This window comes from Bartonella sp. AA83SXKL (assembly GCF_042196965.1).
Classification (GTDB): Bacteria; Pseudomonadota; Alphaproteobacteria; order Rhizobiales; family Rhizobiaceae; genus Bartonella.
The window spans coordinates 14,830-38,600 of the sequence record NZ_JBHIRG010000012.1; the positions used below are offsets into that span (position 1 = coordinate 14,830).

Genomic DNA, 23,771 nt, shown 5'->3' on the forward strand with positions numbered 1-23,771 from the left:
GATAGGAAGACATGATCTTTCAACAGCATTTTTCCTGTTCAGGTTTCTTTTCACAGTTGATGAGGATAAAATCTGAGGAAATAAGATCAATTTGTTCTCTCATGGTTTCCATTCTCGTTGAGGCGCAATTGATTTGCCGATGAAGGCAGAGGGGGGGGTAAAGGCTATCATTTTTACCAGAGGGGGCAAAAAAGTTAAAGTTTATAAACCTTTTAGATATTCATTGCCATTTCTTTTGTGTGCTCCGTTTTGTGAGGTTGAATATTTTCTTGTCTTTTGGGACTCTGATTGACGATTTCTGTCATTTTTTGCACTTTAATTGCTTCTTTATCAAGGGTGTTGGAACATTTTTTTTCATTATTTTTCTTTATAGATTGATGCTGGATAGATTGATACTGGTTTGGTGCTAAGCGCTCATCGAATTTATGGTTATAAAAATACATGGGTTGTATATGCGGTTCTATCTCTTTTATCTGCTTGACTATTTCCATAATCTCTTTTGCTTTGATGGTTGATGTGCCAAGACTCTTCGCAAGTCTTTCAGGATTATTTTCTTTTATAACTTCATGCTCGTTTGAAGATAAGCGCTCATTGATTTTTTTGATATAAGTCCTTATCTCTCCCCTTAATTCAGGAGAGTTTGATAAAGTTTCTTGCTGTTGTGCTTTTGACAAGGAAAGGAGATTTTTCATCCAAGCCTTAGGCATTTCTACCGACTGTTCACACCGCCTTTGTTTTACATGATGGGTATGGAGAATGTCTCTTTCTGTTTGTTTAGAAATATTGATATAACGATCAATGGCTCTACAGAGGGGCAAAATATTTTCTTCAGCATGGGCGCGCGCGTTGTTTTTGATGCCAAATACATTGCTACCAGAAAGCTTAGAAATCGATTGGGGAGAGGTGGTAATTTGATAGGTGAGTTGTTCTCCTTCAGTATGATTTTCATGGATCATCTCAATTCTTTCCCGCAAAATATGACGATTGCCATAAATGATTTGGCACAAAGTTTCTATTTCTTTTCTTCTTGCTTGAATGGATGCGTTGTTTTTTATCCTTGTGGCAATTTCATTGTTGGTAAGGGGGGCTATTGTTTGTGCGGGGATAAGCACTTCTTGCTGGTTTTGAATTTTTGGTGCTGTAAAGGAGAGGGCGTCACCGATTTTTAATGTCTGTATTTGCTCTGGGGTGAGATCTTTTTTATTTCCCAAGATGAAAATTCCGTTAGCATCAAGCATAAAGCCATTGGGTCCACTGCCTCTGTAAAAGCCTTTATAGGTATGACCTTCTTTTGCTGTTATAATAAGATGATGATGAATACTCTCAAGCCCGATATGTTTCATACTGTCCATGAATTCTTTTAAAATAAGTATTTTTTCTGGATTTGAGATATCTTCAAGCAGATGTTTCATTTCTTCTTTATCTTTATGTTTTAGCGATGCAATACTGGCAAGATTCATACGTTTTTCTGTTACAAGAGAAAAGTCGAGTGTGTGGCCAGCAACTTGCCCAAGTTTTTCAAAAAACATTCGTTGCGTGCGTCCATTGCCTTCTCTGAAAGGATGTGTATAGTTGAGCTGTATCAACATTTCAGTGACATGTTCAACAAATGTTTCGCGGGTTAAGCCTTTTAAACTATTCGTTTCTGCAAGTATTTTATCTAAATTTTCTAGACCCTCCTGTATCTGTTTTGCTGAGGCAAAAGAAATACCAGCTTTTTTCATCATTGGCATATAAGCAACGGTACCATCTTCAAATGTAAATGGTTTTTCGCGTGTTTGTCCGGCCCATTCAAAAGTATTTTTAAATAGGGTGTGATGAATATATTGGAGATATGTGGAGGTTAGTTTTTGTGGTGGCGCTTCTTGGCGCAGATGAATGATTGCTTTTGTTGTATCATGGGCACATTGCACTTTTAATTTTCCATAGTCTTTTATTCCATATTTATTCTTTAAGGTGATACTATTGGGGTAAAAGAAATTACGATGTATTGTCTTATTTTCTTCGGTTTCAGGCGGTGATGATAATTTCTCCTGTAAGGTGAGAGGGACGGTGTCCGTTTTTCTTGTACCAGTATCCCAGTATGCCATTGCTTTTTTTGGGGGCTGTTTTGTTCTTTCTTGATGATCAGAGCGTGTTTCCTTTGTCATTTTGACAGATATTGGATTATTTGTCGCTGTATTACTGCTCTGTAAAATGTTTTTTTGAAAATCTTTTTGCATTTGCCTCATAGCGGAAGCCGATTGAGCAATTGGTTGTGCCATTTGTTCTTTTTCTTGTTCTTGCAAACTTTGGGGCATAACTTCAACGCTGTCATGTAAAGCATGAGGGACAATCCACGGTGAAAAATGGGCTTGTTCTTTTTTCTTTGTTTGAATGGATGCGTTGTCTTTGCTCTTTTCAGTTATTTCATCGTTTTTAAGAGTGGCTCTTTTTTCTTCTGGAAGCAATGTTTTTTGCTGGGTTTTTTCTGGGTTTTGAACTTTTTGTGCTGTAAAGGAGAGGGCATCACCGATTTTTAATGTCTGTATTTGCTCTGGGGTGAGATCTTTTTTATTTCCCAAGATGAAAATCCCGTTGGCATCAAGCATGAAGCCATTGGGTCCACTGCCTCTATAGGTACCATGATAGGTTTCTCCTTCTTTTGCAACGACAGCGAGATGATAATTTTTTTCATCCAATCCAAGCTCTCTCATAGAGTTGGTGAATTCTCGTAAGAGGAGCAATTTTTCTGGATTTGAGATATCTTCAAGCAGATGCTTCATAGGCTCTGGGTTGCCATGTTCCATGGCAGCGGCGCGGACAAAGTCTTTACGTTTTTTGCTCACAAGAGAAAAATCTAGCTCATGTCCTGCTGCTTGAGAGAGTTTTTCAACAAACAGTCTCTTTGTGCGCCTATTGCCCTCTCTGAAAGGATGCAAGTGGTGCAAATCTATCATTATACTAGCTGCTTGTTCAACGAATTCTTCGCGCGTTAAGCCTTGTAAATTATTCTTTTCAGCAAGCGTTTTATCTAACTTTTCTAGTCCCTCCTGTATTTTTCTGCCAATCGCAAAAGGTTTTGTAAATTCTTTTCTTTTCAAAATGGGCATAGAAGCAACAGTGCCATCTTCAAATGTAAAAGGCTCTTCGCGTGTTTGTCCGGCCCATTCAAATGCACGGGAAAAGAGTCCTTGATGAAGGTATTTTAGATAAGAGGCATTAAACTGCTCTGGTAGAGGTTCTTGGTGCAGTTTTATCATTTCTTTTTTTACATCATTAGAACAGCATTCTTTTAATATTTCTTTATCTTTGATGCGGTATTTATTTTTAAGCACTTTGCTATTGGGGTAGAAAAAATTTTGCGCTTCTTCATTGATTTGCTTTGAAATGGCTGCATTAATTACAGAGTGTTGTTCTTGCAATTCTTCCTGTGTAGAGGAGGCACAATGTTCTGTGTTTTCTTTCATGCATATTTCCTTTCAAATGGTAACATTATTTTTTGATTTTTTTTGTTTACATTTTTTGCCTTATGTTATTTTCATAGTGTTTTCTTCAAAGAAGAATGCCTATTTGAATGATTGAAAAAATTGACCTTATTCGCATGGAACCAAGTTAAAGTTTGTAATTTTTATAAAGTATTATCGTGAAATTTTATCAATGAATTCTGTAAAATAATGGGGTGTCTTATTCAAAATTTTCTGTATTTCATACACCGTCTTTGGTGCAATCTTGGCAAGATAATTGCACCAAAGTTTTGGATGAAAAGCCAACGATGATTAGACTGTCACGACAAAGCCATTGCTTTTGATGTTTCGGCTCTGTGCGGTCGAATAGGCGATTTCTCTTCTTGCCTAGATGTTTCTACAACTTCTTGAAGTTGCTTTGCTGTTGAGCATTCGGGTAGCTTCGGGGACTGCGATAAGCTTTGCTGCTGTTGCAACTTTTTATCGAGATCGGTAGGTGGTTGATGACGTTTTTGTTGTTCTTCCTGATGGTTTTGCACAATGCCTTCTCTTAACTGTTTTACAGTTTCAGCATAATCCTTAATGGCGGTACAAAGAGTAGGAAGATTTTCTTCAGCAGCTTTGCGTGCTCCATTTTTTATGCCAAGGACTTGTCTACCAGCAAGCGGAGAAACAGATGTACAATCCTTTTCAATTTGAAATACAAGCTCTTCTCCCATCTCTGGAATTTTTTGCATATCTTCTATTCTATATTGCAAAATAAATGGATCCTTATAAACAATTTGGCACCAATATTGGATCTCTCTTTGACCATATTGAACCGATGGATCTTTTTGAACTCTGCGGGCAATTTCCTCATTTGAGAGAGGCTGTATTTTCTTTTCTGAATTGAGCGGATTTTGTAAATGTTGATTTGTTAGCTCTTCCTCTTGTGCTTGTCGCTGATGTTGTTGTTCCGTGTGAGAACCTTGTAAAATATTTTCACTTTTTGTATATTTTGAAGTATACACATAACCGTTAATGGCAGCACATAGGGTGGGAAGAGCTTCTTCAGCTTGTTTGCGCGCATGATTTTTTATGCCAAGAACTTTTCTACCAGCAAGCTTAGAAATAGACTTAGGCTGTTCTGTAACATCCCATAAGAGTTGTTCTCCCATATCAGGGTTTTCTTTAATTTCTGCTATTTTTTCTTCTAAAATAAGTCGGTCGCCATAAACCTTTTTGCACAAAAATCGTATCTCTTCTTGATATGCTACGAGCAATAGCTCTCTTTCCATTGTATTAATAGATGGTTTTTGTTCGTGAGACGGTTTTGGTTGTTCAATTGCTGTGTGTGGAGAGGCAGGCTTTTGGACGACAGTATCGCTTTGTTTTCTGTTTTCTATACGGTGCGGTTTTCTTGAAGGCGGGACGGCATATGTTCCACTGTCTTGTGATGATGAACTGCTTTGCTGCCTGACTTTCATATGTGATAGTGTTTTGGGTCTAACACTTGGTTCGTGTGTTTCAGGATTTTGGATTTTTGTGCCATTTTGTACTCTTTCTCTCATGCGTGGGGGAAGGGGCGGAGCAGGCGTTGCATAGAGATGTTCTCCCTCTTGAGCTGTTGTTTTGTTTTGTTGCTTATCTTTTGCGCGTGGAGGTCTTTGTGGAGCTGCTTTTGTGTGCGGAGAGGAGTGTTCTTGGATTTTTGAGTTGAGGATTTTTGCGTCGGCTTGTGTTTTTTCTCTCATGCGTGGAGGAGGGGGCGGAGCCACTTTTGTCTGTAGGGGGGGGGACTCTTGAACTGTCGGTTTATGTTGTTGTCTCTCTTTTGCACGTGGAGGTCTTTGTGGAGCTGCTTTTGTGTGCGGAGAGGAGTTTTCTTGGATTTTTGAGTTGGAGATTGTTGTGCTGGTTTGTGTTTTTTCTCTCATGCGTGGAGGAGGGGGTGGAGCCACTTTTGTCTGTAGGAAGGGGGACTCTTGAACTGTTTGTTTATGTTGTTGCCTCTCTTTTGCACGCGGAGGTTTTGGTGGAGCTGCTTTTTTTTGTGGGGGAGGTGTCTCTTGGTTTTTGGCGTTAGGAGACATTGTGTTGGTTTGCACTGAGCTTTTCATACGAGGGGGGGGTGGTGGTGCAACTTTTGGGTGGGAGGATAAATTTTCTGGGCGTTTTTCTACAGTTGCTTTTGGCAAACTTTGAGAAACTTGGGAAGGAGGGGTTCTGGTAGGGGATTGTTCAGCCTGTTGTTGAAATTTTTCCATCATTTCGGTGATAAAAGGGGAGGGATTTCTTTTTTTCATACATGTTCCTTTCAAACTCTTCCAATATTGTTTTTAAATACTATTTAAAAATGTACGTTGGTTTTTATTCTGTTTTATGCTTTTTCATTTGCTTTTATGAGAGAGGATATGAAACTGAATGGTCTCGCACGATTTGACTCTTATGGTTCAGATCATAATCATTCTCTAAAGATTATTTTCTCAGTGTTTGGGTTAAGGGACAGAAAAATAAATTTTGTTTCAATTTTTCTCTCTTTCTTGGCGCAAATACCTCTTTCCTGTGTTGCGCCAAGACGTTAGATTCAACGTGAAAACTTATGTCTGTTTAGCTGGCAAAAGCCATCGCTTTTGGGGCGGCAGTTTTGCGAGGACGAACATCTGTTTCTCTTTGTTGAGTAGAGGTTGTTGCTCCTTCATGCGTTACTGTTGAAAGCTCAACGCGTTGAGCAGACTGTGAGACGCTTTGTTGTTGATGCAAATTTTGCGCTCTGTCAGAAGGTGCTTCATTGTGTTCTTGTTTTGCCTGCTGAGTTTTTGAAAGGCTCTCTCTTACTTGTGTTACAGCTGTTGCATAATTGTCAGCGGCGTCAATGAGGTGAGAAAGACCCGTTTCAGCATGTCTGCGTGCTTTATTTTTAAAGCCACAAAAGTTATGACCAGCGTACTTGTGAAAAGATTGAGGATTTCCGACAAGTTGCTGTGCGAGTGCTTCTATTGTTTCAGGGTTTTGGAAAAGCTCTTCTGTTTGTGATTGCAAAATGTTTTCGTTCCCAAAAACAACTTTACACCAATATTGGATTTGGGCGAGGTGTCTTTTGACTTTTGAATGTTGTTGAATTTGGGTAGAAATTTCTGTCTCTGAAAGCGTTTCTTTTTCACGATGATCTGGTTTTTGCAGAAGTTTAGCGACGGCTTCCTTCCCCATGAAGCGTTCATAGTTTTTGAGTTCTTGCTCTGGAGATTGTACGAGGCTCTCTCTTGCCTGTTTTACAGCTTCTGTATAACAATCAACGGTGACACTGAGAGCGGAATAACTCTCTTCCGCTTGTCTACGTGCTCGATTTTTAAAGCCCAACATGCTGGTGCCGGAAAGTTTAGCAAGACTTTCAGGATATGCTGCCATGCGCCATGAGAGCTCCTCTCCTGCAGCAGGATTTTTTTGAATTTCCTGCATTTTTTCTTGCAAAATATTTGGATTGCCATAGGCTTTTGCGGATAAATGTTGGATTTCCTCTCGATATGTTTTAACCAATGAATGGTGTGGAAGAAATAGAATGATTTCTTCCTCTGAGAGAACTCTTGTTGTCCTTTGGGTAATTTGTGAAGTAACTGTTGAGTGTGTCGTTTCAGGTTTTTGCTGCCTTTTGGTAGAGCCGCCTCTTGTTAACGAGGCTGTTCGATTTGTTGATGCATGTACAGTTTCTTCTCTTAAAAGAGATTGTCTTTCCTCATCTTCTTCCGGTATGGATGATAGTCTTTTGCTTTTTGAAGGTGTTTCTTTAGGAAGGGGGGCTGCGCCTGAGACCTCTGCCGCTGCTTGTTCATAGAGCTTTATAAGTTCTTGTATTGAAGAGGATGGAAAAGGATGAGGGTGTTTTTTTTTCATGCATGTTTCCTTTCAAAAATTGTTTTAGAAAACCTCTTTGGTGCATTCTTGCCTTTTATGCTTGGATCGCTTTGAGACAAAAAAATATCGAGCTGAATGAGCTTCCAAAGATCTGCGCTATTTGCAATCAGCTTAATAGACATTTGTGTCTTTTATACAGTTTTTTTGTGAAATATTATCAATAAGTTATCAATAGTTATCGTGAATTACAGGCGCCATTTTTAGGACTATTTTTTGTAACATTCTAAAACAATTCTTGGCGCAATCGCGATGAAACAATTTGCACCAAGAAACTCACTGAAAAAAAGATTACATGAAAAACAAAAACTATCTGTTTTTATGTTTATGCCCCTTTACATGGCATAAGAAAATCCTTTTTCTCCTTGTCTTTGAGGGCTGTGCTCTGAACTATTTTGTTCTTGTCCTCTTGCGTGATGACGATGATGATGATGGTGTCTCTCAACTTGCTGAGAATTTTCTTGACGGCGTCTTTGTTCCGCTAGAGGGGTTTGCGATAGCCTCTCTGTGGCTCTTTCTACAGCCTTTGTATAATCATCAATGGCGTCAACAAGCGATTTAAAACCCTCTTCAGCTTCTTTGCGTGTTTGACTTTTTAGTCCAAGTGCGGTACGGCCCGCAAGCTTATGTATAGACTCAGGATCTTCAGCAAGTTGATCTGAAAGCTCTTTTCCTTTATTGGGATCTGTAAGTATGCTTTGCAAATGTTTTTGGAAAATTGTATCATTGCCATAAACAATTTTACTCCAATGTATGACCTCTTCTGCACGTGCTTGGACCTGTGGATTTTTTAAAAGCATTACACTCTTTTGATCAGTTGTGAGAGAAGGTGAAGATGATCTTCCTTTTTGTTGTGGAGAAACCTCTGTATAGTCAGTTTCAGGATTTTCTGTCCTTTGATGTTTACCTCTTGAAGGAGAAATACTGCTAACGGATGCGTATGTAACCTCAGCTTCGCGTTTTGGGGGAGCAACCTCTGTGTAATCGGTTTCAGGATTTTCTCTTCCCCGATCAGGATGTCTCCCTCTTGAAGGAGAAACACTGCTAACGGATGCGTATAGAACTTCCTCTTCTGGGGTTGGTCCGCGCTGGTTTCCTCTGGTTGGTTTATTAATTTTTGCATAGAGGGCTTCTGGATTTGCAGAAGGATGTGGATGATGTTTTTTCATACATATTTCCTTTCAATATTTTTAGAAAACCTCTTTGGTGCATTCCCCACTTTTAGTTTTGATAACTTTGATATAAAGGAAGATATCCAACCGAATGACCTCCAAAGATTCTGCGCTATTCAATATTGATATGTAATGAACATTTATGTCTTTTATACAGTTTTTTTATGAAATTTTATCAATAAGTTATGATAAATTATAGGATCCACTTTTAGAACTATTTTTTGTAATATTTTAAAACAACTCTTGGTGCAATCACGATAAAATGATTTGCACCAAGAAACTCACTGAAAAAAAGATTACATGAAAAACAAAAACTATCTGTTTTTATGTTTATGCTCCCCTTACATGGCAAAAGCCATTCCTTTTTCTCCATGTCTTTGTTGTTGTGGGCTGTGCTCTGGACTATTTTGTTCTTGTCCTCTTGCATGACGATGATGATGGTGGTAATGTCTGTCTTCTGTATCTCTTTCTGGACTTTCTTGTCTTTGACCTCTTTCTCTTTCATGCTCCCGTGTAAACTTTTTATGGAGCTTTTGTGTATTATGTATATGTCTCTCAAGAGCTGAGCAAAGAGGACGAAAACCATCTTCAGCTTCTCTGCGGCTTAGAGATTTTACACCAAGTATTTTGTGACCTGCAAGCTTACCAGCGCTTTCAGGATTTTCTGCAAGGCTCCATAAGACTTTTTCTGCATTTTGAGGGTCGTCAAGAATCTTAGCCAGTTGTTGATTCAAAGCATGTTCGTTACCATAAACAACTCTGCACCATTCTTGCGTTTCTCTTACACCATATTGAAAGTCTACGCTTGTTAAAAGCTTTGTTGTAACCACATCTTTTGGGGTTCTGGGAGGGGAGATTCTGCCTCCGCCAACGCCTTGATAGATGGGATTTTCTAGTTGTTCAGATTCTTGCCCGCCTTCAGCTCCCATGCCAACCGTTGCATAGACGGATTTGAGTGGTCTTTGGGGAGAGTGCCTACCATTTTCACCAACTTCAAGCTCTGCATAGAGATGTTCTGGTTCTTGGGGATGTCGTCCACCCTGTGCACCTTCACCAACTGTGTCGTAGGGTGTTTGCCAATTTTGTGCTGCCAAATCCGTTATTGAATAGGGGTTTACGAGTTTGTCGGTGCGTCGCCCATCACTTGGTCTTTCACCAAGTCTATCATAGGGATTTCCTAGTGGCTTTTGGGGAGCATAGGCCGTTTCTGATGGTTGTTGAAGTGTATATTGAGGTGAGGTGCGCTGTTCTTTGGGTGGCTTATTAACCCTTGCGTAGAGGTCTTCTACATTAGAAGCTCCTAGGTTTTGTTGGTCAAGTGGCTTTTTGGGAGCATAAACCGTTTCTGGTGGTTGTTGAAGTGTATATTGAGGTGAGGTGCGCTGTTCTTTAGGTGGTTTATTAACCTTTGCGTAGAGGTCTTCTACATTAGAAGCTTCTAGGTTTTGTTGGTCAATTTGTTGTCTTAGTTCCTCTACATTGGTAGAAGGGCTTGGGTGACTTTTTTTCATGGCTGTTTCCTTTCAATATTTTTAGAAAACCTCTTTGGCGCATTTCCCACTTTTTGATATTTTTTAAGACAAAAGAAGAATATCAAACTGAATGGTCTCCAAAGACTTCGCGCTATTCATATTGATATGTAATGGACATTTATGTCTTTTATACAGTTTTTTTATGAAATATTATCAATAAGTTATAGTAGATTACAGGATTCATTTTTAGGACTATCTTTTGTAACATTTTAAAACAATTGGTGGGCGTAATGGAGATAAAATGATTGGTATAAAGAGTTCTGTTGGAAGGCAAAAGTTCACGCGTTTTTAGCCGGTAAGAGCCAGCGATGAGGAACGACTAACTTTCAAGCTGCGAGCTTGGCATTGTGCTTCTTGGGTGTTCTTTACAGTATTCGCAATTTCTTTTGCTTTGCTTTCCGATGTCCCAAGGAGGCAAGCTAGTCTGGTATAATCTTTTTCTTGTATGGCTTTACGATCTTCTGAGGATAGACGATTGTGTAGTTGTCGTGAAAAGGTATGGAGTTCTTGTCGCAGTGAACGAGAATGGAATAAAGCTTCCCTTTGTTGTTCTTCTGGTAAGGCAAAAAGGTTTTGTAAATTTTTTCCAGGTTTTTCGACAGTGTGGTTCAGGCGATTTTGTTCTCTTTGGTGTTGCTCTAGAATTGCATCTTTTGTTTGTTGTGTTATTGCGCCATAATTTTTAAGGGCTTGGCTGAGTTGTGGAACAGCCTGTTCGGCTTGTCTGCGATTTGAACTTTTCATGCCAAGTATTTTACTCCCAGCAAATTTAGAAATTGATTGAGGGTTTTGTAAAGCTTCATCGGCAAACTGATTTCCTAAGTTTGGAGCTGCCGTTATGATATCTAATGTTGTCTTTAAGGCGTGGGTTTTACCATAAACAGTCTTTGATAAATTTTCGATTTCTTTTCGGCTCCCTTCAACATAAGCGTCATTTGAAATCCTTTCAAATAACTCTTCATGGGTAAGAGGGGCTAATGTTTCTTTTGGGATCAGTGTTTCTTTTAAGCTTTGAACGTTGGTTTTTTGAAAGCAGAGGCGGGCACCGTTTTGTAATGTTTTGACGAGTTCTGGGGTGAGATCATCTTTGTGTCCGACGACGAAAGCCCCTTCTATTTCCATGACAAAACCTTCTGCTGAAAAACCTCTAAAGACGCCTTCATAGGTTACATCTTCCTTTGCTGCAACAACAACACGATCGTTAATTTCATCCAGTCCAGCGTTTCTCATTTGGGAGATGAATTCTTTTAAAACAAGGGATTTTTGCGGATGGGTGATATCTTCAAAAAGATCTTTCATCGGTTGGGGATTGCCATATTGCATGGCTTCAATACAAGCTACTGCCATGCGTTCTTTTGTGATGAAAGAAAAGTCAATGGTATGCCCTGCTGCTTGTCCAAGTTTTTCCATAAACATTCGATTGACGCGCCCATTCCCTTTTCTAAAAGGATGTGCGTGCTCTAGCGCCATAAAAACTTCAGCGGCACTTTCAGCAAATTCTTGGCGCGATAAACCTTTTAAATTGTTCTTCTGGTTCAGTATTTTTTCGAGTTGTGTGAGTTCTTTTTTAATCTGTGGACCGATAGCAAAAGGAACTTCATAACCTTTGGGACGCATCGCTGGCATATGGGCAGTGGTGCCATCTTCAAATGTAAAGGATGTATCGCGGGTGTGGCCAGCCCATTCAAAAGTTTCGTGGAAGAGGCTCCAGTGGATTAGTTTTAGATAGGAAGCATCAAATTTTTGTGGGGGTGGTTCATGGCGAAAATTGACGGCTGCTTTAGTGACGTCATGGGTACTGCGTTGATACAGTTTTTTAGGGTCTTTGATGCCATATTTATTTTTGAGTGTTTTGGTTCCTTTATATAGATAATTTTGCTCTAACATGTAATCTCTCCTAAGTAGGTAGGGTGGTGGTTGATGAGCGTCTTAAACGCTGCATGTGAAAAATTCCCCTTCGCGTATTCTTTTGAGATTTTGGGTGTTATGAGAGGGAGTGTTTTTCCCTTCAGTGTATGGATGTTGTATCAATCGTTTCGTGATGCTTTTGAAAAGCTTTTCTGATGTTTCCTTTGTTTATTATCTTGTACTGTAAAATGCTGGTATTTAGGGCGCTGATATGAAGCCCATGAGTGGTCAGAAAATGGATTTTCTATAAAATTGACTCTGGGTAAAATCTTCGTTTTTTGAGGTGTAAGGAAGAGGTCAAAAAGAAAAATGTTGCTTAAAATTGTTGTTTTTTCCTTTAACAAAGTTGTTTGCAAGAGCGCTTTGATGAGGGGTGTGGATATAGCGGGTGTAATCGCTCTTGGTTAGTGGATGGTGCTGGTACTTTTCATACACAGCTCTCAGATTGGTGAATCTATGGGCAAAAGCAGTCATAAAAAATTTTTCTCCATTATATTTTTTTTATTGCTCCATATGAATATCTTGCCATACGAACATCTTTTTTGTGTATTTTTGCAACAAAATGTTTTTTACTTTGTGTTGTTGCTCTTATTGTGTGCGCTGCTTTAAGATCCATAAGAGAGGAAACCCTTTCTTTGGTTGGGGAGAAAAGACTTTTTCAGCGCTTTATCATTAAAATAGAACACTTTATGATATCGTAAAGGGGGAAAAGCTTGTATAAGAATGATTTATTCATTTTGATGTATATCTTAAATATTTTTTGGGAAAAAATCGATGTTCTTGAGTGTAGGTGTTTTGAGAGTTGTTGTCTCAAAGATCAACCGTTTTTTTTCTTAAGTCTTGATATTGGTGATTAGCGTTGTGAAATGTTTTTGTTTGTTTGTAGGGGATAAATTACAAACAAAAAGCTTTGTAGGAATGTATTTGCAGGACGTTCTCAAGTGGAAATGTTGGTTTGGTTATAGGTGATTTGAGGGGGGGACTTTCTTGTAAAGACGATGGGTACTGGTAAAACGATACACAAAATACAAAAAGGAAAAAACACGGATTTTTTATCATGTTTTCCTTATGTGTGAAGAAGCGGTCAAAAACTTTTTGTTAACGGGTTTTTAAAAATAGAAATGTATGTTGTTTTTGTGGTTGGTCTTTTCATAGTCAAGATCTCATAATAGGAAGTTAGTTTTTCTTTTGTGGGGTAAAGTGGTTTTTTGTAGCTGCGGCTAACATTTCTTTCCTTCTGAAATAGATGGCGCAACCACATTGCGAAGGGGAGCCTTGCATCAGAATAATTTGTTCATCTTGACGCATTTCTCGAATAACTTCGTGGGGTAAAATGAGTGCTCTTTTTAAAATATTCATATAACCACGAAAATCGACTCCATCTAAGACAAATAAAATAGGCTTTTGTAGCTTTCGTCAGTAGTAATCATGACGTTTAAAAGGAATTAACAATTATCCTGTCCAATTGCTTTGGATATGGTGTATATGCTATGTGCAAAATTGGTGGTAGGGCGCTTAAGTAGTCTGTTTTTTGCATGTATGATAAGAATATTAAAATATCTCTTCCACATAGGTGTTTAAATCAAAAAAACAAAGTTTCATATTTTTTAGTTGGCCATAGCAAGTGTATTTGAACGATTTTGTGTGCGTGTGTAGAATTGGCTATGAGCGTTCCTTGCTTTTTGAACAATGTCGGTAATTTCTCGTGCTTTCTGTTCTGATATACCAATACTTTGTGCAAGTGTTTCATAATCTTTGTTTGTGATCGCACTACATTCGTTTGATGAGAGACGATGTTCTAAACTGTTTATAAAAGTACGGAGCTCTTGGTGTAATTGAGGAGATTGAGACAAGATTTCTCTTTGTTTTTCCGGTGATAAAGCAAAAATATTTTTCAAGTTTTGACTGGGATTCTCTACCGCTTTTCCAAGGCGTTCTTGTTTAATTTTATGGTCTCGAGTGACTATATTATAGGTAGCTTCTACAGTATACACATAATTCTCAATTGCAAGAGAGAGCACATCAAGATAATTTCGAGCGTGTATACGTGCCGGATTTTGTAGACCGCATATACTAAAACCTGCAAGAGGAGAAACAGAGTGCGGTGCCTGTTTAATCTGATTAGCAAACTGTCTGCCTAATTCTGGATTTTTAATAATCTCTTCTATCTGTTCGTTTAATACGTTTGCGTCACCATAAACAGTTTTTGTGTAAGCTCGGACTTGCTTTTGAGCTTTGAGAACGTAACTATTTAGCGCAACTGTTTTGGCACATTCACTTTTTGTGAGAGGCGCTAATGTTTCTTTTGGAATAAGCGTGTTTTCAAGCTCTTTGCTGTTGGGGGCGGTAAAGGTAATGATATCACCAGGTTTTAGTGTTTTTAATCGTTCTGGTGTGAGATCATCTTTGCTACCAATGATGTAAGTTCCTTGCACATCGAGTATAAAACCTTCTGAATAACAACCTTTATAAGTTCCTATATAGGTTTCTCCTGCCTTTGTTGCTATAACAAGGCGATCATCCACGTTGCGTCCCGTATTGTTTATATGGTCCATAAATTCTTTTAAAAGACGTATTTTGGGGGGATTGGAGATATCCTCAAAAAGATCTTTCAACAGTTGTGTATTGCTATATTGCATTGCTTCGCTACAGGCAGCCATCATACGTTTTTGTGTGACAAGCGAAAAGTCAAGCTGATGTCCTGCAGCTTTGGCAAGATTTTCAAAAAAGACTTGTTCTGTGTGCTCATTGCCATCTATGAATGGGTGGATTTTGTGAAGAGAATAAAATAGACTCGTTGCTTCCTTGACAAATTCTTCGCGTGTTAAGCCTTGCAAATTGTCTTTTTCGGCAAGCGTTTGATCTAATTTTTGTAAGAGTTCAGGGATTTCTTCACCGGTTGCAAAATTATTGCCCCATTCCATTCTTTTCATTTCTGGCATGGCGGCAATGCTATCGTCTGTAAATGCGAAGGGGATATGGCGCAGATGTCCAGCCCATACAAAGGTATTTTTAAACAATTGTTGGTGGAGATGGCATAGATAAGTTGAATTAAAATATTCTGGCAGGGGTTCTGCACGCAGATTGATCATGGCTTTTTTCCTATCATGTGAGCATTTTTCCAGAAAGCGTTTTAAATCTGTTTCTCCATATCTATTTTTGAGAATTTGGGTACCAAGATAGATATAATTATGGGGTGAGGGAATTCCTTTTGTTTTTTCTTTTGCTTTTGGCATTGTTACATTCCTTATAATGTTACATTGTCCATGAGAGTGTGTTAAACTTTTTGTTTGAAAATCCCCCACGCATATTGTTTTGAGATGTTGAGACTTGGGTGAGGAAAAAATCCCTCAAATTCGTAGGTGTTTTTGAGTGTATCAATCTTTATCTTGGCACTTTTTTCTTTTACTGAGAGAGAATGGTTCATTTGGGTTGTTTTCATGCATATTGTCTTTTAATTTTTTTGTAGAAAAATTTCCCTATAAAAGCGGTGCCTTCAAAAGTTTCTTGATAGGATTCTCAAGGCATAGATATGATTGGTATTTATTATTTGGAGATGAGGAGAGTGCTTTATAAAGAAAATTGGCATTGGTAAGCACAGGCATAATACCATCATTTAAAGACTTTTCCCCATATTTTTCTTGTTGTATCAAGCGGGAATTCCTTCTTTATAGGCTTTTATGAGATAGAATCTCTGCTTTTATCCTTTGATGTTTTTGTTTTGATGCATGGCCTTCATTAGAGGGTGTTTTTTAGTTTTTCTGTGCTTTTGGGGCAAAACGGTTTTTTGCAGCTGCGGCTAACATTTCTTTTCTTCTAAAATAGATCGCTCGACCACAACGTAAAGGGGGTTGTCCTTGCATCAGAATAATTTGTTCATCTTGACGCATTTCTTGAATAACTTCGTGGGGTAAAATGAGAGCTCTTTGTTGGTAATTGATGTTGTAAGAGCTCTTTCCTAAAGATAAGCCTCTTGATTTGTTCGTTCCGGTTACTTCAACGGTCATTTGACCACAGCGTTCTGAAATGTCTTTGGCAGTTTGGAGATCTTTAATGGCAGCATAGCTGACAAAGGAACAACTTTCAAACCATGAACGTGCTCCTGCTTCTCCAAAGTGGTTGACCAACTGACCAGAGGATTGATAGAAGAGCATCAAGGATGTACCGTATTTACGTCCACGGTCGCGGGCTTCTTCTAAAATATTCATATAGCCTAAAAGATCAACTTCATCTAAGACAAATAAAACACGTTTTTTATAGTTACCGTCTGCTGTAACCATGGCATTGAGAAAGGCGCCAATAATCACACGTCCAATAGCTGGATAACTGTTTAAAATGCTTGCGGGGAGATTGAGAAAAACATCTGTATTGCCATTGGTAATATCTGAGGAAAAAAAATCATCTCCGCAGACAAGATCTGCATAATTGGATAAAGAAAGCCATTGGGTGTCTTTTGAGGCGGTGGTATAAACCCCTGAAAAGGTTTGCTCTGCCATTTCTGTAAAAATACCAACCATTTCACGAATAAAAGGAGAAGGTGTTGTTTCTTGAATCATGCGTAATTGATTAACAACAGCTGTTTCTGATTGAGAGAGAATACCACGCAATGTTTTTAAATTGCGCTCGCTGTCTTCATATTCATCAGAAAATACAACATGAGCAAGAAGAGCTGTTAATAGATTATGGGCTTGTGTTGAGAAATATTCCGCTGAAGAATTGTCTGATTTTTTATCTGTAAGAAGCAACTTTGAAAAGCTTACAATATTCGCTTCGCGTTGTGTGCGTGGTACGCTGTCGTCTAAAAGCCAATCGATGACATTAAAGTTTTTTGTTAACAATGAGTTAGGATCGAGAACAATGACATTTCTATTTCCCATTTTTTGACGCGCAAATTTGACCATTGGGGCAACTTCTGTTGAAGGATCAAGACAAATAATAGACCCTGGATAGGTTAAACACGTAGGAACTACTGTACTTGTTGTTTTATAGCCACCAGAACCAGCAAAAAAGATCATATGAGTTGAACCAAAATCAAGATTAAAGGTTAGCAAAGGGGCTGTTCCACCCTTTCCCCATGTTGTTTTATTGCCAGGTGCAAAGGGAATGTTGCACACATTATCTTGATCGACACGGTATCTTTCACCCACAACAATTTCCCCATTGGCAGGAAAGATTTTTGCTGCCTCTCTTAAATTCATCCAAGCGGCCTCACCAAAAATACCTTTTTTTGCGCGCTTGACCTTACTTTTAGGGGGAAGGGTTGTTACGAATTGCATGATGGAAAAAAAAACACCAACGATGATGCCAAAAACAACCATGGGGTCCATGAATTGAAGAGCATAGCCCCATGTTATTCCTTGTTGGCCAACATAGGGACTTAAGCGTTTTATTTCACCACCAATATAGTAAAGAGCGGTTGTTCCAAAAAAGACAACGGAGACAAAAGTGATCATTTTACGCAGGTGTAGTTTTTGCGAGAGACTATACAACAATGAAACAGCAGCCGTTAGTGCTAAGACTAATAAAGGCTCAGAACGAAGTGTCCAATAAATTTGATCGCTTTTTAGTCCATTTGTTATAAACAATAAAAAATGAGGGACAAGGAATATCGTTAAAGCACCTAAAGCGATCGGTGTTAAAATGAGTACCATTTGTGTTTTGGTATATTTCATTGTATTTTACTTTCAATTCTGTCAGAATATGTTGCGAAATGCTCTTTTCTAGGTGTGTGATATGAACTCTCATCTCTTTTTGCAAAGGTGCAGATAACGCCAAACAGTTTTCGCTTATGAGCCTTTCTCATTAAGGAGGAAGGTTTTGTCTATTCTTAGCAGGCCATAGCGAATGCTTTGGAACGGTGCATTGTGCATACTTGTGCTTGCTGGTGTACTTCTTTGGTTTGCTTAATAATTTGTGTAATTTGTTTGGCTTTATTTTCTGATACACCAATGCTTTGAGCCAATGTTTCATAATCATTATTTTGAACTGCTTTATGTTCATTTGGTGAGAGACGGGTGTTGATCTTTTTTACAAAGTTGCTGAGCTCTTTTTGACATAAAGGATTTTTTGCTAAAGCTTCTTGTTGTAATTCTTTTGGCAAGGCGAAGAGGTTTTGCAAGCTTTGACTTGGCATTTCTACCATTTTTGCAAGGCGACTTTGTTCTGTTGCATGTTCTTGCGTAATTTCCTTTTCAGCATGTCTCACTGCATGGGCAAAATTTACAACGGCAGTACAGAGCATCTCAAGATGATTTTTAGCGTTTGCACGTGCCTGATTTTGTAGTCCACATAAACTGAAACCGGCAAGATGAGAAATAGAGTGCGGTGCTCTTTCAATCTGGTTGGCGAGCGGTTGGCCTAAGTTTGGATTTTTGATGATTTCTTCCATCTGTTTGTCTAATGTTTTTGTACTACCATAAACAATTTTTGACAATTGCTGGACCTGTTTTAGGCTTGCGTGGACACAAGAATCTTCTGCAACCATTTGGGCCGTTTCATTTTCTGTCAAAGGGGCTAATCTTTCTTCTGGAATGAGAATGCTTTCAAGCGCTTTTGTTTTGGGAACGGTAAAAGTAAATCTATCACCGGGTTTTAATGTTTTGAGTTGTTCTGGTGTGAGTTGTTCTTTATTGCCGATGATGTAAGCGCCTTTCACATTGAAAGCAAAGCTATCATAACCAGCACCCCTATAGGTGCCCGTGTAAGTTTCACCTTCTTTTGCAACCATAACAGGACGATCATTAACATTGCGCCCAAGTTCTTTCATGTTGCTCATGAATTCCTTTAAAAGAAGTATTTTATTGGGATTAGAGATATCTTCAAACAGATGTTGCATTGGTTCTAGATCACCATTTTCTGCTACAGCAACACTGGCGAGCATCATGCGTTCTTTTGTAACAAGTGAAAAGTCAAGCTGATGCCCTGCTGCTTGAGCAAGCTTTTCAAAAAAGACCCGTTGTGTACGTCCATTGCCTTCTCTAAAAGGATGAAGTTGGTTAAGGGCGTTAAATAAGCTTATTGCTTCAGCGTTAAATTTCTCACGCGTTAAGCCTTGCAAATTATCTTTTTCGGCAAGCGTTTGATCTAATTTTTGTAAACCGTCTTGGATTTCATCGCCGAGTGCAAAAGGATTTTCCCATCCTGTTCTTTTCATTTCGGGCATAGCGGCTATGGTGCCATCTTCAAATGTAAAGGGGAGATGGCGCATATATCCAGCCCATTCAAAGGTATTTTTAAATAAGTGGTGATGAATAGAGCATAGATAGGAGCTATCAAACTTTTCTGGTAAGGGGGCTTCACGCAAATTAACCATTGCTTCTGCTGTATCATGTGAGCATTTCTCCAGAAAGGATTTTAAGTCTTTTATTCCATATTTATTTTTGAGTGTTGTGGTGTTTGGGTAAACATAATGATGGGGAGAAACTATCTGTATATTTTTTGTCTTTGCTTTTGCTTTTGGCATCGTAGCTTCCTTATAATTTTACGTTGTCCATAAGAGTGTTAAATTCCTCGAGTGAAATATTTCCCTTTGCGTATTCTTCTAAAATTTTGAGTGTTGTAGGATGAAGCGCTATTCCCTCTATCGCATGGGTGCTGATGGCTGCTTCAACGGCTTCACGGCGTTTTTTTAATTCTTCTTCTGTCATCGATAAAAGATTTTCTCTATTTCTGTTTCGTTGGTTTTCATGCATTTTTTCTCTTATTTGCAATTGTTGCTTTAAAAGAGCCTTTGGCAGCCGGTGTGATCTTCTTTTAGTCACCTCCAAAGATGTTTCGTTGTTTGAAGGGATCGTAATAAATTTCTGTGACCTTAAATTTTCCTTCAATCCGTTTGCATTGGATGATGATATCAATCATTGAAATCAACAGGCCTCGAATATCATCACGCTCTAAATCACCACCGCCTTCACTTTCTTTGACCAAAAGGGTCATCTGCTCAAAGGCTGCAAGTGCTGTTGATGCGTGAACCGTCGTAATGGAACCTGGATGGCCTGAATTGACATTGCGGATATAATAAAAGGCTGTACCATCTCGAAGTTCTTGCAAAAGAATACGATCAGGACGCATCCGTAAAGATGATTCAAGTAACTCTTTGGGCCCAACGGAGGCTAAGCCTTGTCCATCTTTTGAATAGAACATTGAGACATGGTTAGGGTGTGGTATCACCAATTCTTGCGTGTCTTCAATGGTGATAATACGCTCTTCTTGAGGGATTTTGGCGATTAATGCTTTTGATAATGTTGTTTTACCCGAACCGGTTTTTCCCGCAATTAAAATATTTTTCTGGCATTCTACAGCTTGATTTAAAAAAGAGACAAAGTCTTTATTACAGTAGGCATTGGCTAATTTATGCTCGATGATTTTGAGTTCATTAAAACGAGAATGATAGTCATTCAAAGGTGTGAAAGAGACCTGTTCACAGAGCGAGAAGAGGCCTTTCTTGGCGAGTTCTTCGAGAGAAAAACTCTGCGATGATGGTTTACGAATTGTCATACTAATCGTGTCTTTTTCGACAGCCGGCGGAATGACAATTTGAATGCGCTCATTGCCTGGTAGCGTTGCAGATAATATTGGGTTTTTGTCCGATATGTTTTGCTTGGAATAGGAGGCGACAACTTTCGCAATCCCCATAAGCTCATTAAAAGAGAGCCCCGGTGCTTCTATTGTTTTCCATCCATCAAATCCTTCAGTCATGACTTGATAGGGACGATTGATAACAATTTCAAAGAGTCTATCATCTTTCAAAAAAGCACTGATGGGTTCAAGTTTTGTGAGAACAATCGCAACGGTTTCATCGCTCATGGTATGTAAGTTTGAGTTCATTCTAAAGTTACCGCCGAATTTTTGTAAAAGTTTCTTGAAACAGCTCGATTGATAATCTGTTTTTTGTTTTCGATGACTTTCAATTTATAAACGCTGGAAAAATCTAAATCGCGGGCAACAAAGATATTCACCATTTCCCCTTGGTTTTTGGATAATGTTGGAGGAATATTGGCGTAATTTTCTACGAGAATGTTTGCGATGTTTTGTCCTGAAGAGATTGTTTCAGTTTCTTCTTTTTCCTGTTTTTTTGATAAACGTTTATTGGCATAGTGTGTTGCATCTTTTATTAGTGAGACAAGAAGCGCAGACCCAATCCTCTCGAGCCAATGGTTATCAATATCTCCATCCATACCAGAACGCCCTAAAGCATCCGTTGCCGGTGAAGCTAAAGATATAATGATACCATTGGGGGTTTTTGCTCTATTCCATAGTACAAAGAGACGTGTTTGGCCTTTTTTCAATCCGGCGCGATATTCACCAACAATTTGGGTGCCTTTATCAAGAAGCACAACACGACCATTGTCTGATAAGATATCTCTGGAGATGATACAACTGGCAAAACCTTGTTGATCACTGTTGATGGCTGTTTCTAAAATACAAGGAATAGAAGTTCCCATCGCGATGATGTAGTTTCGATTGCCAAGGGTTGAAGCACGAATACCTTCAAGCACTGTGGGTTTGAGAAGATGATTAAAACGTTGTGTCGTTTCATCAGGTTTGCTTTCAAGTTGGTGAGGCAAAGCACCATTATTTGTTTGTGAATCTATTTTGCCTTGTTGTGTACTTGCATAAGCTAATACAGGAGCACGTTGTGCTGCCTCCAGCAGTGAGTCATCAGAATTTAATTGATTGATGTTTGGTGTTGGTAGCTCGACTTTTGGTAATAGAGCGTTATTTCGTTGAGGCTGTTCAAAGGGGGGAGGGGTAGGCTTTGCAGGATGAAAAAGCTCTGTTTGTTTTATAACTTTTCCTTCTTTTGAAGATTCAATTGGTTGCTTTTTGTCTGTAACAAGTGTTGAATAGGCTAAATAAAGACAGACACTGAAAAGAATAATAAGAGCAATAGCTTTCCCCACATTGTTTTGTTGACTTTTCCCTTGAGCATTTTTTATTGTATCGCGATCATTAATGCTTTTTTCATCCACGGTGTTATTCATGGCTGCTTCCTAGGTTCACTTTACGTTGTACAGATGGTGATGTCGTACCTGTTTCAGGATTAATTCCTTTTGGTACGAACCTTTTGTTAAAGATGCACAATACTTCATTCCCACGTCGTAGCGTGAATTGTGCAGCTGTTGCATGAACAATAACCTTGTTGCCTTTAATCGATTTGGGAATAAGCGCTTCTTGCCCATCAGGCGATACAATGTAAATGGCAGGGATTTCAATGTTGCCTAAAAAGGTAAAGGTTGTTGTTTTCCCATTATCATAGACAGAAGCAGGTTCAATAAGGGATGAGCCTTGAGCTTCATAAGCCCAATTGCGTGGTCCAAAATCTTCATGGATATTTAAAATATCATTGACAAAGTTTTCTTCACGTTGTTTTTCTTTTTCTGCTTCGGCTAATTTCTTACGTAAGGCTTCATCTTCTGGATAACGAAACTTTACCAAGAAATACGTCTCATTGCCGGCTGAAACATCGCCTTCACGGACTTGTAGCTCGAATTGATAAGAGCGTTGTGTTCCATCTTGGCGGCTTGTGACAATTTGTAAATTTGTCACAGGCTGAACTTCACGTGGTTTGAGAAAAACAAAGTGTCCAGCCGGTGCAACTTGCCAAGCAACCGAATTTCCAATTCCTACATAGGTTACTTCTTCATCAACGGCAAATTCTAGTTGAACCGAAGAGCGAATGGAGCCAATGATTTGTACGACGTTGTAGGGGTCATAATTGACAAATCTGATGCGGTTATCTTTACGTGCACTGACAGGCGCTGTTTCCGCAAGTGAGAGAACTGTGTGCAAGCTGACAGTGATCGTAAAAATTAAAGAGATTGTTTGTAAAAGTCTGATCATTTTATCACCTCTGGATCAGATCTATATTCCGATACTTGAAAACCAAGAGGGTTGATAAGACGATCAGACGTTGAAATGTGTGCGTTCACGTAGGAAAAATTTAAGATTGAAATCCAATGGGAAATATTTTCTTTTTCATTCAAGTCTCTGATCGTTTTATAGTAACGAACTTGGATAAGATCTTTACTTATAAAAGAGATTGATTTGATTGTGATCGTAGCAATCATGTTATGATAAATATTTTGCGGACTTTCTGGATTATTGCCCGCGTACCATTTTGCAAAACGGTTTTGTTCTTTTGGAGAAGATAAAAGAGAGACTAAGCGAAAATTGTTTTCTGCTTCTGATGCTTGAAAACCTTCACGAGCGCGAACGTATTGGCTGGCAAAATAACGCGTTATCGCTTCATCATAGTCGTTAGGGGATTCTTTTAGGGCGCTTACAGTATCAATAATGCCTGTTGAGTTATCAACGCGGATAACAAAAGGCTCTACCGTTTTCAAAGGCGTCAAAGCTGCGACAGCTAAAGCTAGCGCAATTGTCATCAATCCAAAAAGCACTGTTAAAGCCATGGAGATTTTCATCCGCACGCGCATGCTATGCATGCGATCAATGTCAAATGAGCGCGCTTCTTTTATATATTCTTCAAGGGCATCACTTTTCACGCATAACCTCCACAGTTTTATCAGATCGTGCTTCATGAATAATCGGCTTTAATAAAGCTGAATTGGCTGTTACTTTTTCACTTTCCAAAGTATTGAGAATGATGGGAGTGGTAACAGGCTTTACGCTCTTTTCTGGGTAGACAATGTTTTTATTGTCCCAATTCCACTTATCTTTATTTAAAGCGCGTGTATGTTTGCCATTACAGCGTGGTGGTTTTTTAGGGCCACTCAAAGAGGCACAACCAGTAAGAGCGATCGTTAGGACCATAACAAAAGTTATTTTTCGTTTCATTTTTTGAACTCACAAATATCTTGGAATAC

Annotated in this window: 16 protein-coding genes and 1 pseudogene; all 17 read right to left on the reverse strand. The window is 38.9% G+C overall.

Annotated elements, in window-relative coordinates:
- Window positions 1-212 precede the first annotated feature (212 nt).
- Window positions 213-3,449: a BID domain-containing T4SS effector gene (locus tag ACFINO_RS06730; protein WP_375634383.1), complete on the reverse strand. Its 3,237-nt coding sequence runs from the start codon at window positions 3,447-3,449 to the stop codon at window positions 213-215.
- Window positions 3,450-3,766: 317 nt separating this feature from the next.
- Window positions 3,767-5,731 (reverse strand): BID domain-containing T4SS effector, encoded by a 1,965-nt coding sequence (locus ACFINO_RS06735; RefSeq protein WP_375655291.1) that lies wholly within the window; start codon window positions 5,729-5,731, stop codon window positions 3,767-3,769.
- A gap of 304 nt (window positions 5,732-6,035) precedes the next feature.
- On the reverse strand, window positions 6,036-7,316 hold the full coding sequence (locus ACFINO_RS06740; RefSeq protein WP_375655292.1) for a BID domain-containing T4SS effector: 1,281 nt from the start codon (window positions 7,314-7,316) through the stop codon (window positions 6,036-6,038).
- A gap of 353 nt (window positions 7,317-7,669) precedes the next feature.
- Entirely contained in the window at window positions 7,670-8,503 is an 834-nt protein-coding gene (locus ACFINO_RS06745) for a BID domain-containing T4SS effector (RefSeq protein WP_375655293.1), read from the reverse strand.
- A 344-nt stretch (window positions 8,504-8,847) separates the two neighbouring features.
- Window positions 8,848-10,017, reverse strand: a complete 1,170-nt coding sequence (locus tag ACFINO_RS06750; protein ID WP_375655294.1) for a BID domain-containing T4SS effector — start codon at window positions 10,015-10,017, stop codon at window positions 8,848-8,850.
- Between the two features lie 309 nt (window positions 10,018-10,326).
- Window positions 10,327-11,925 (reverse strand): BID domain-containing T4SS effector, encoded by a 1,599-nt coding sequence (locus tag ACFINO_RS06755; protein WP_375655295.1) that lies wholly within the window; start codon window positions 11,923-11,925, stop codon window positions 10,327-10,329.
- 511 nt (window positions 11,926-12,436) lie between these two features.
- Window positions 12,437-12,562, reverse strand: a complete 126-nt coding sequence (locus tag ACFINO_RS06760; protein ID WP_375655296.1) for a hypothetical protein — start codon at window positions 12,560-12,562, stop codon at window positions 12,437-12,439.
- 560 nt (window positions 12,563-13,122) lie between these two features.
- Window positions 13,123-13,305: pseudogene (locus tag ACFINO_RS06765) on the reverse strand (type IV secretory system conjugative DNA transfer family protein); the annotation flags it as partial.
- Window positions 13,306-13,553: 248 nt separating this feature from the next.
- Window positions 13,554-15,182: a BID domain-containing T4SS effector gene (locus tag ACFINO_RS06770; RefSeq protein WP_375655297.1), complete on the reverse strand. Its 1,629-nt coding sequence runs from the start codon at window positions 15,180-15,182 to the stop codon at window positions 13,554-13,556.
- A 516-nt stretch (window positions 15,183-15,698) separates the two neighbouring features.
- Window positions 15,699-17,618: a Ti-type conjugative transfer system protein TraG gene (traG, locus tag ACFINO_RS06775; protein ID WP_375655298.1), complete on the reverse strand. Its 1,920-nt coding sequence runs from the start codon at window positions 17,616-17,618 to the stop codon at window positions 15,699-15,701.
- Between the two features lie 155 nt (window positions 17,619-17,773).
- The gene (locus ACFINO_RS06780) at window positions 17,774-19,408 is read right to left on the reverse strand and encodes a BID domain-containing T4SS effector (protein ID WP_375634368.1); all 1,635 of its coding nucleotides are present in this window, start codon (window positions 19,406-19,408) and stop codon (window positions 17,774-17,776) included.
- A 10-nt stretch (window positions 19,409-19,418) separates the two neighbouring features.
- Entirely contained in the window at window positions 19,419-19,637 is a 219-nt protein-coding gene (locus ACFINO_RS06785) for an antitoxin VbhA family protein (RefSeq protein ID WP_375634756.1), read from the reverse strand.
- Between the two features lie 61 nt (window positions 19,638-19,698).
- Window positions 19,699-20,769, reverse strand: a complete 1,071-nt coding sequence (gene virB11 / locus ACFINO_RS06790) for a P-type DNA transfer ATPase VirB11 (protein ID WP_375610602.1) — start codon at window positions 20,767-20,769, stop codon at window positions 19,699-19,701.
- Window positions 20,766-21,926: a type IV secretion system protein VirB10 gene (gene virB10 / locus ACFINO_RS06795; RefSeq protein ID WP_375612191.1), complete on the reverse strand. Its 1,161-nt coding sequence runs from the start codon at window positions 21,924-21,926 to the stop codon at window positions 20,766-20,768. Before virB10 ends, virB11 begins: the two co-directional genes overlap by 4 nt.
- Window positions 21,919-22,785: a P-type conjugative transfer protein VirB9 gene (gene virB9, locus ACFINO_RS06800; protein ID WP_375621532.1), complete on the reverse strand. Its 867-nt coding sequence runs from the start codon at window positions 22,783-22,785 to the stop codon at window positions 21,919-21,921. Before virB9 ends, virB10 begins: the two co-directional genes overlap by 8 nt.
- The gene (locus tag ACFINO_RS06805; protein ID WP_375610599.1) at window positions 22,782-23,486 is read right to left on the reverse strand and encodes a virB8 family protein; all 705 of its coding nucleotides are present in this window, start codon (window positions 23,484-23,486) and stop codon (window positions 22,782-22,784) included. The genes virB9 and ACFINO_RS06805 overlap by 4 nt, the downstream gene beginning before the upstream one ends.
- The gene (locus ACFINO_RS06810; RefSeq protein ID WP_375634757.1) at window positions 23,440-23,742 is read right to left on the reverse strand and encodes a type IV secretion system protein VirB7; all 303 of its coding nucleotides are present in this window, start codon (window positions 23,740-23,742) and stop codon (window positions 23,440-23,442) included. The genes ACFINO_RS06805 and ACFINO_RS06810 overlap by 47 nt, the downstream gene beginning before the upstream one ends.
- Between the last annotated feature and the right edge of the window lie 29 nt (window positions 23,743-23,771).

Bases quoted from the DNA above. Each gene is read 5' to 3' on its own strand.
- ACFINO_RS06760 (WP_375655296.1), bottom strand. From the start codon at position 12,562: ATGGATCTTAAAGCAGCGCACACAATAAGAGCAACAACACAAAGTAAA.
- ACFINO_RS06735 (WP_375655291.1), bottom strand. From the start codon at position 5,731: ATGAAAAAAAGAAATCCCTCCCCTTTTATCACCGAAATGATGGAAAAA.
- ACFINO_RS06805 (WP_375610599.1), bottom strand. From the start codon at position 23,486: ATGAAGCACGATCTGATAAAACTGTGGAGGTTATGCGTGAAAAGTGAT.
- ACFINO_RS06730 (WP_375634383.1), bottom strand. From the start codon at position 3,449: ATGAAAGAAAACACAGAACATTGTGCCTCCTCTACACAGGAAGAATTG.
- ACFINO_RS06770 (WP_375655297.1), bottom strand. From the start codon at position 15,182: ATGCCAAAAGCAAAAGAAAAAACAAAAGGAATTCCCTCACCCCATAAT.
- virB11 (WP_375610602.1), bottom strand. From the start codon at position 20,769: ATGAACTCAAACTTACATACCATGAGCGATGAAACCGTTGCGATTGTT.
- ACFINO_RS06740 (WP_375655292.1), bottom strand. From the start codon at position 7,316: ATGAAAAAAAAACACCCTCATCCTTTTCCATCCTCTTCAATACAAGAA.
- ACFINO_RS06785 (WP_375634756.1), bottom strand. From the start codon at position 19,637: ATGCATGAAAACCAACGAAACAGAAATAGAGAAAATCTTTTATCGATG.
- ACFINO_RS06810 (WP_375634757.1), bottom strand. From the start codon at position 23,742: ATGAAACGAAAAATAACTTTTGTTATGGTCCTAACGATCGCTCTTACT.
- virB10 (WP_375612191.1), bottom strand. From the start codon at position 21,926: ATGAATAACACCGTGGATGAAAAAAGCATTAATGATCGCGATACAATA.
- virB9 (WP_375621532.1), bottom strand. From the start codon at position 22,785: ATGATCAGACTTTTACAAACAATCTCTTTAATTTTTACGATCACTGTC.
- ACFINO_RS06755 (WP_375655295.1), bottom strand. From the start codon at position 11,925: ATGTTAGAGCAAAATTATCTATATAAAGGAACCAAAACACTCAAAAAT.
- ACFINO_RS06750 (WP_375655294.1), bottom strand. From the start codon at position 10,017: ATGAAAAAAAGTCACCCAAGCCCTTCTACCAATGTAGAGGAACTAAGA.
- traG (WP_375655298.1), bottom strand. From the start codon at position 17,618: ATGAAATATACCAAAACACAAATGGTACTCATTTTAACACCGATCGCT.
- ACFINO_RS06745 (WP_375655293.1), bottom strand. From the start codon at position 8,503: ATGAAAAAACATCATCCACATCCTTCTGCAAATCCAGAAGCCCTCTAT.
- ACFINO_RS06780 (WP_375634368.1), bottom strand. From the start codon at position 19,408: ATGCCAAAAGCAAAAGCAAAGACAAAAAATATACAGATAGTTTCTCCC.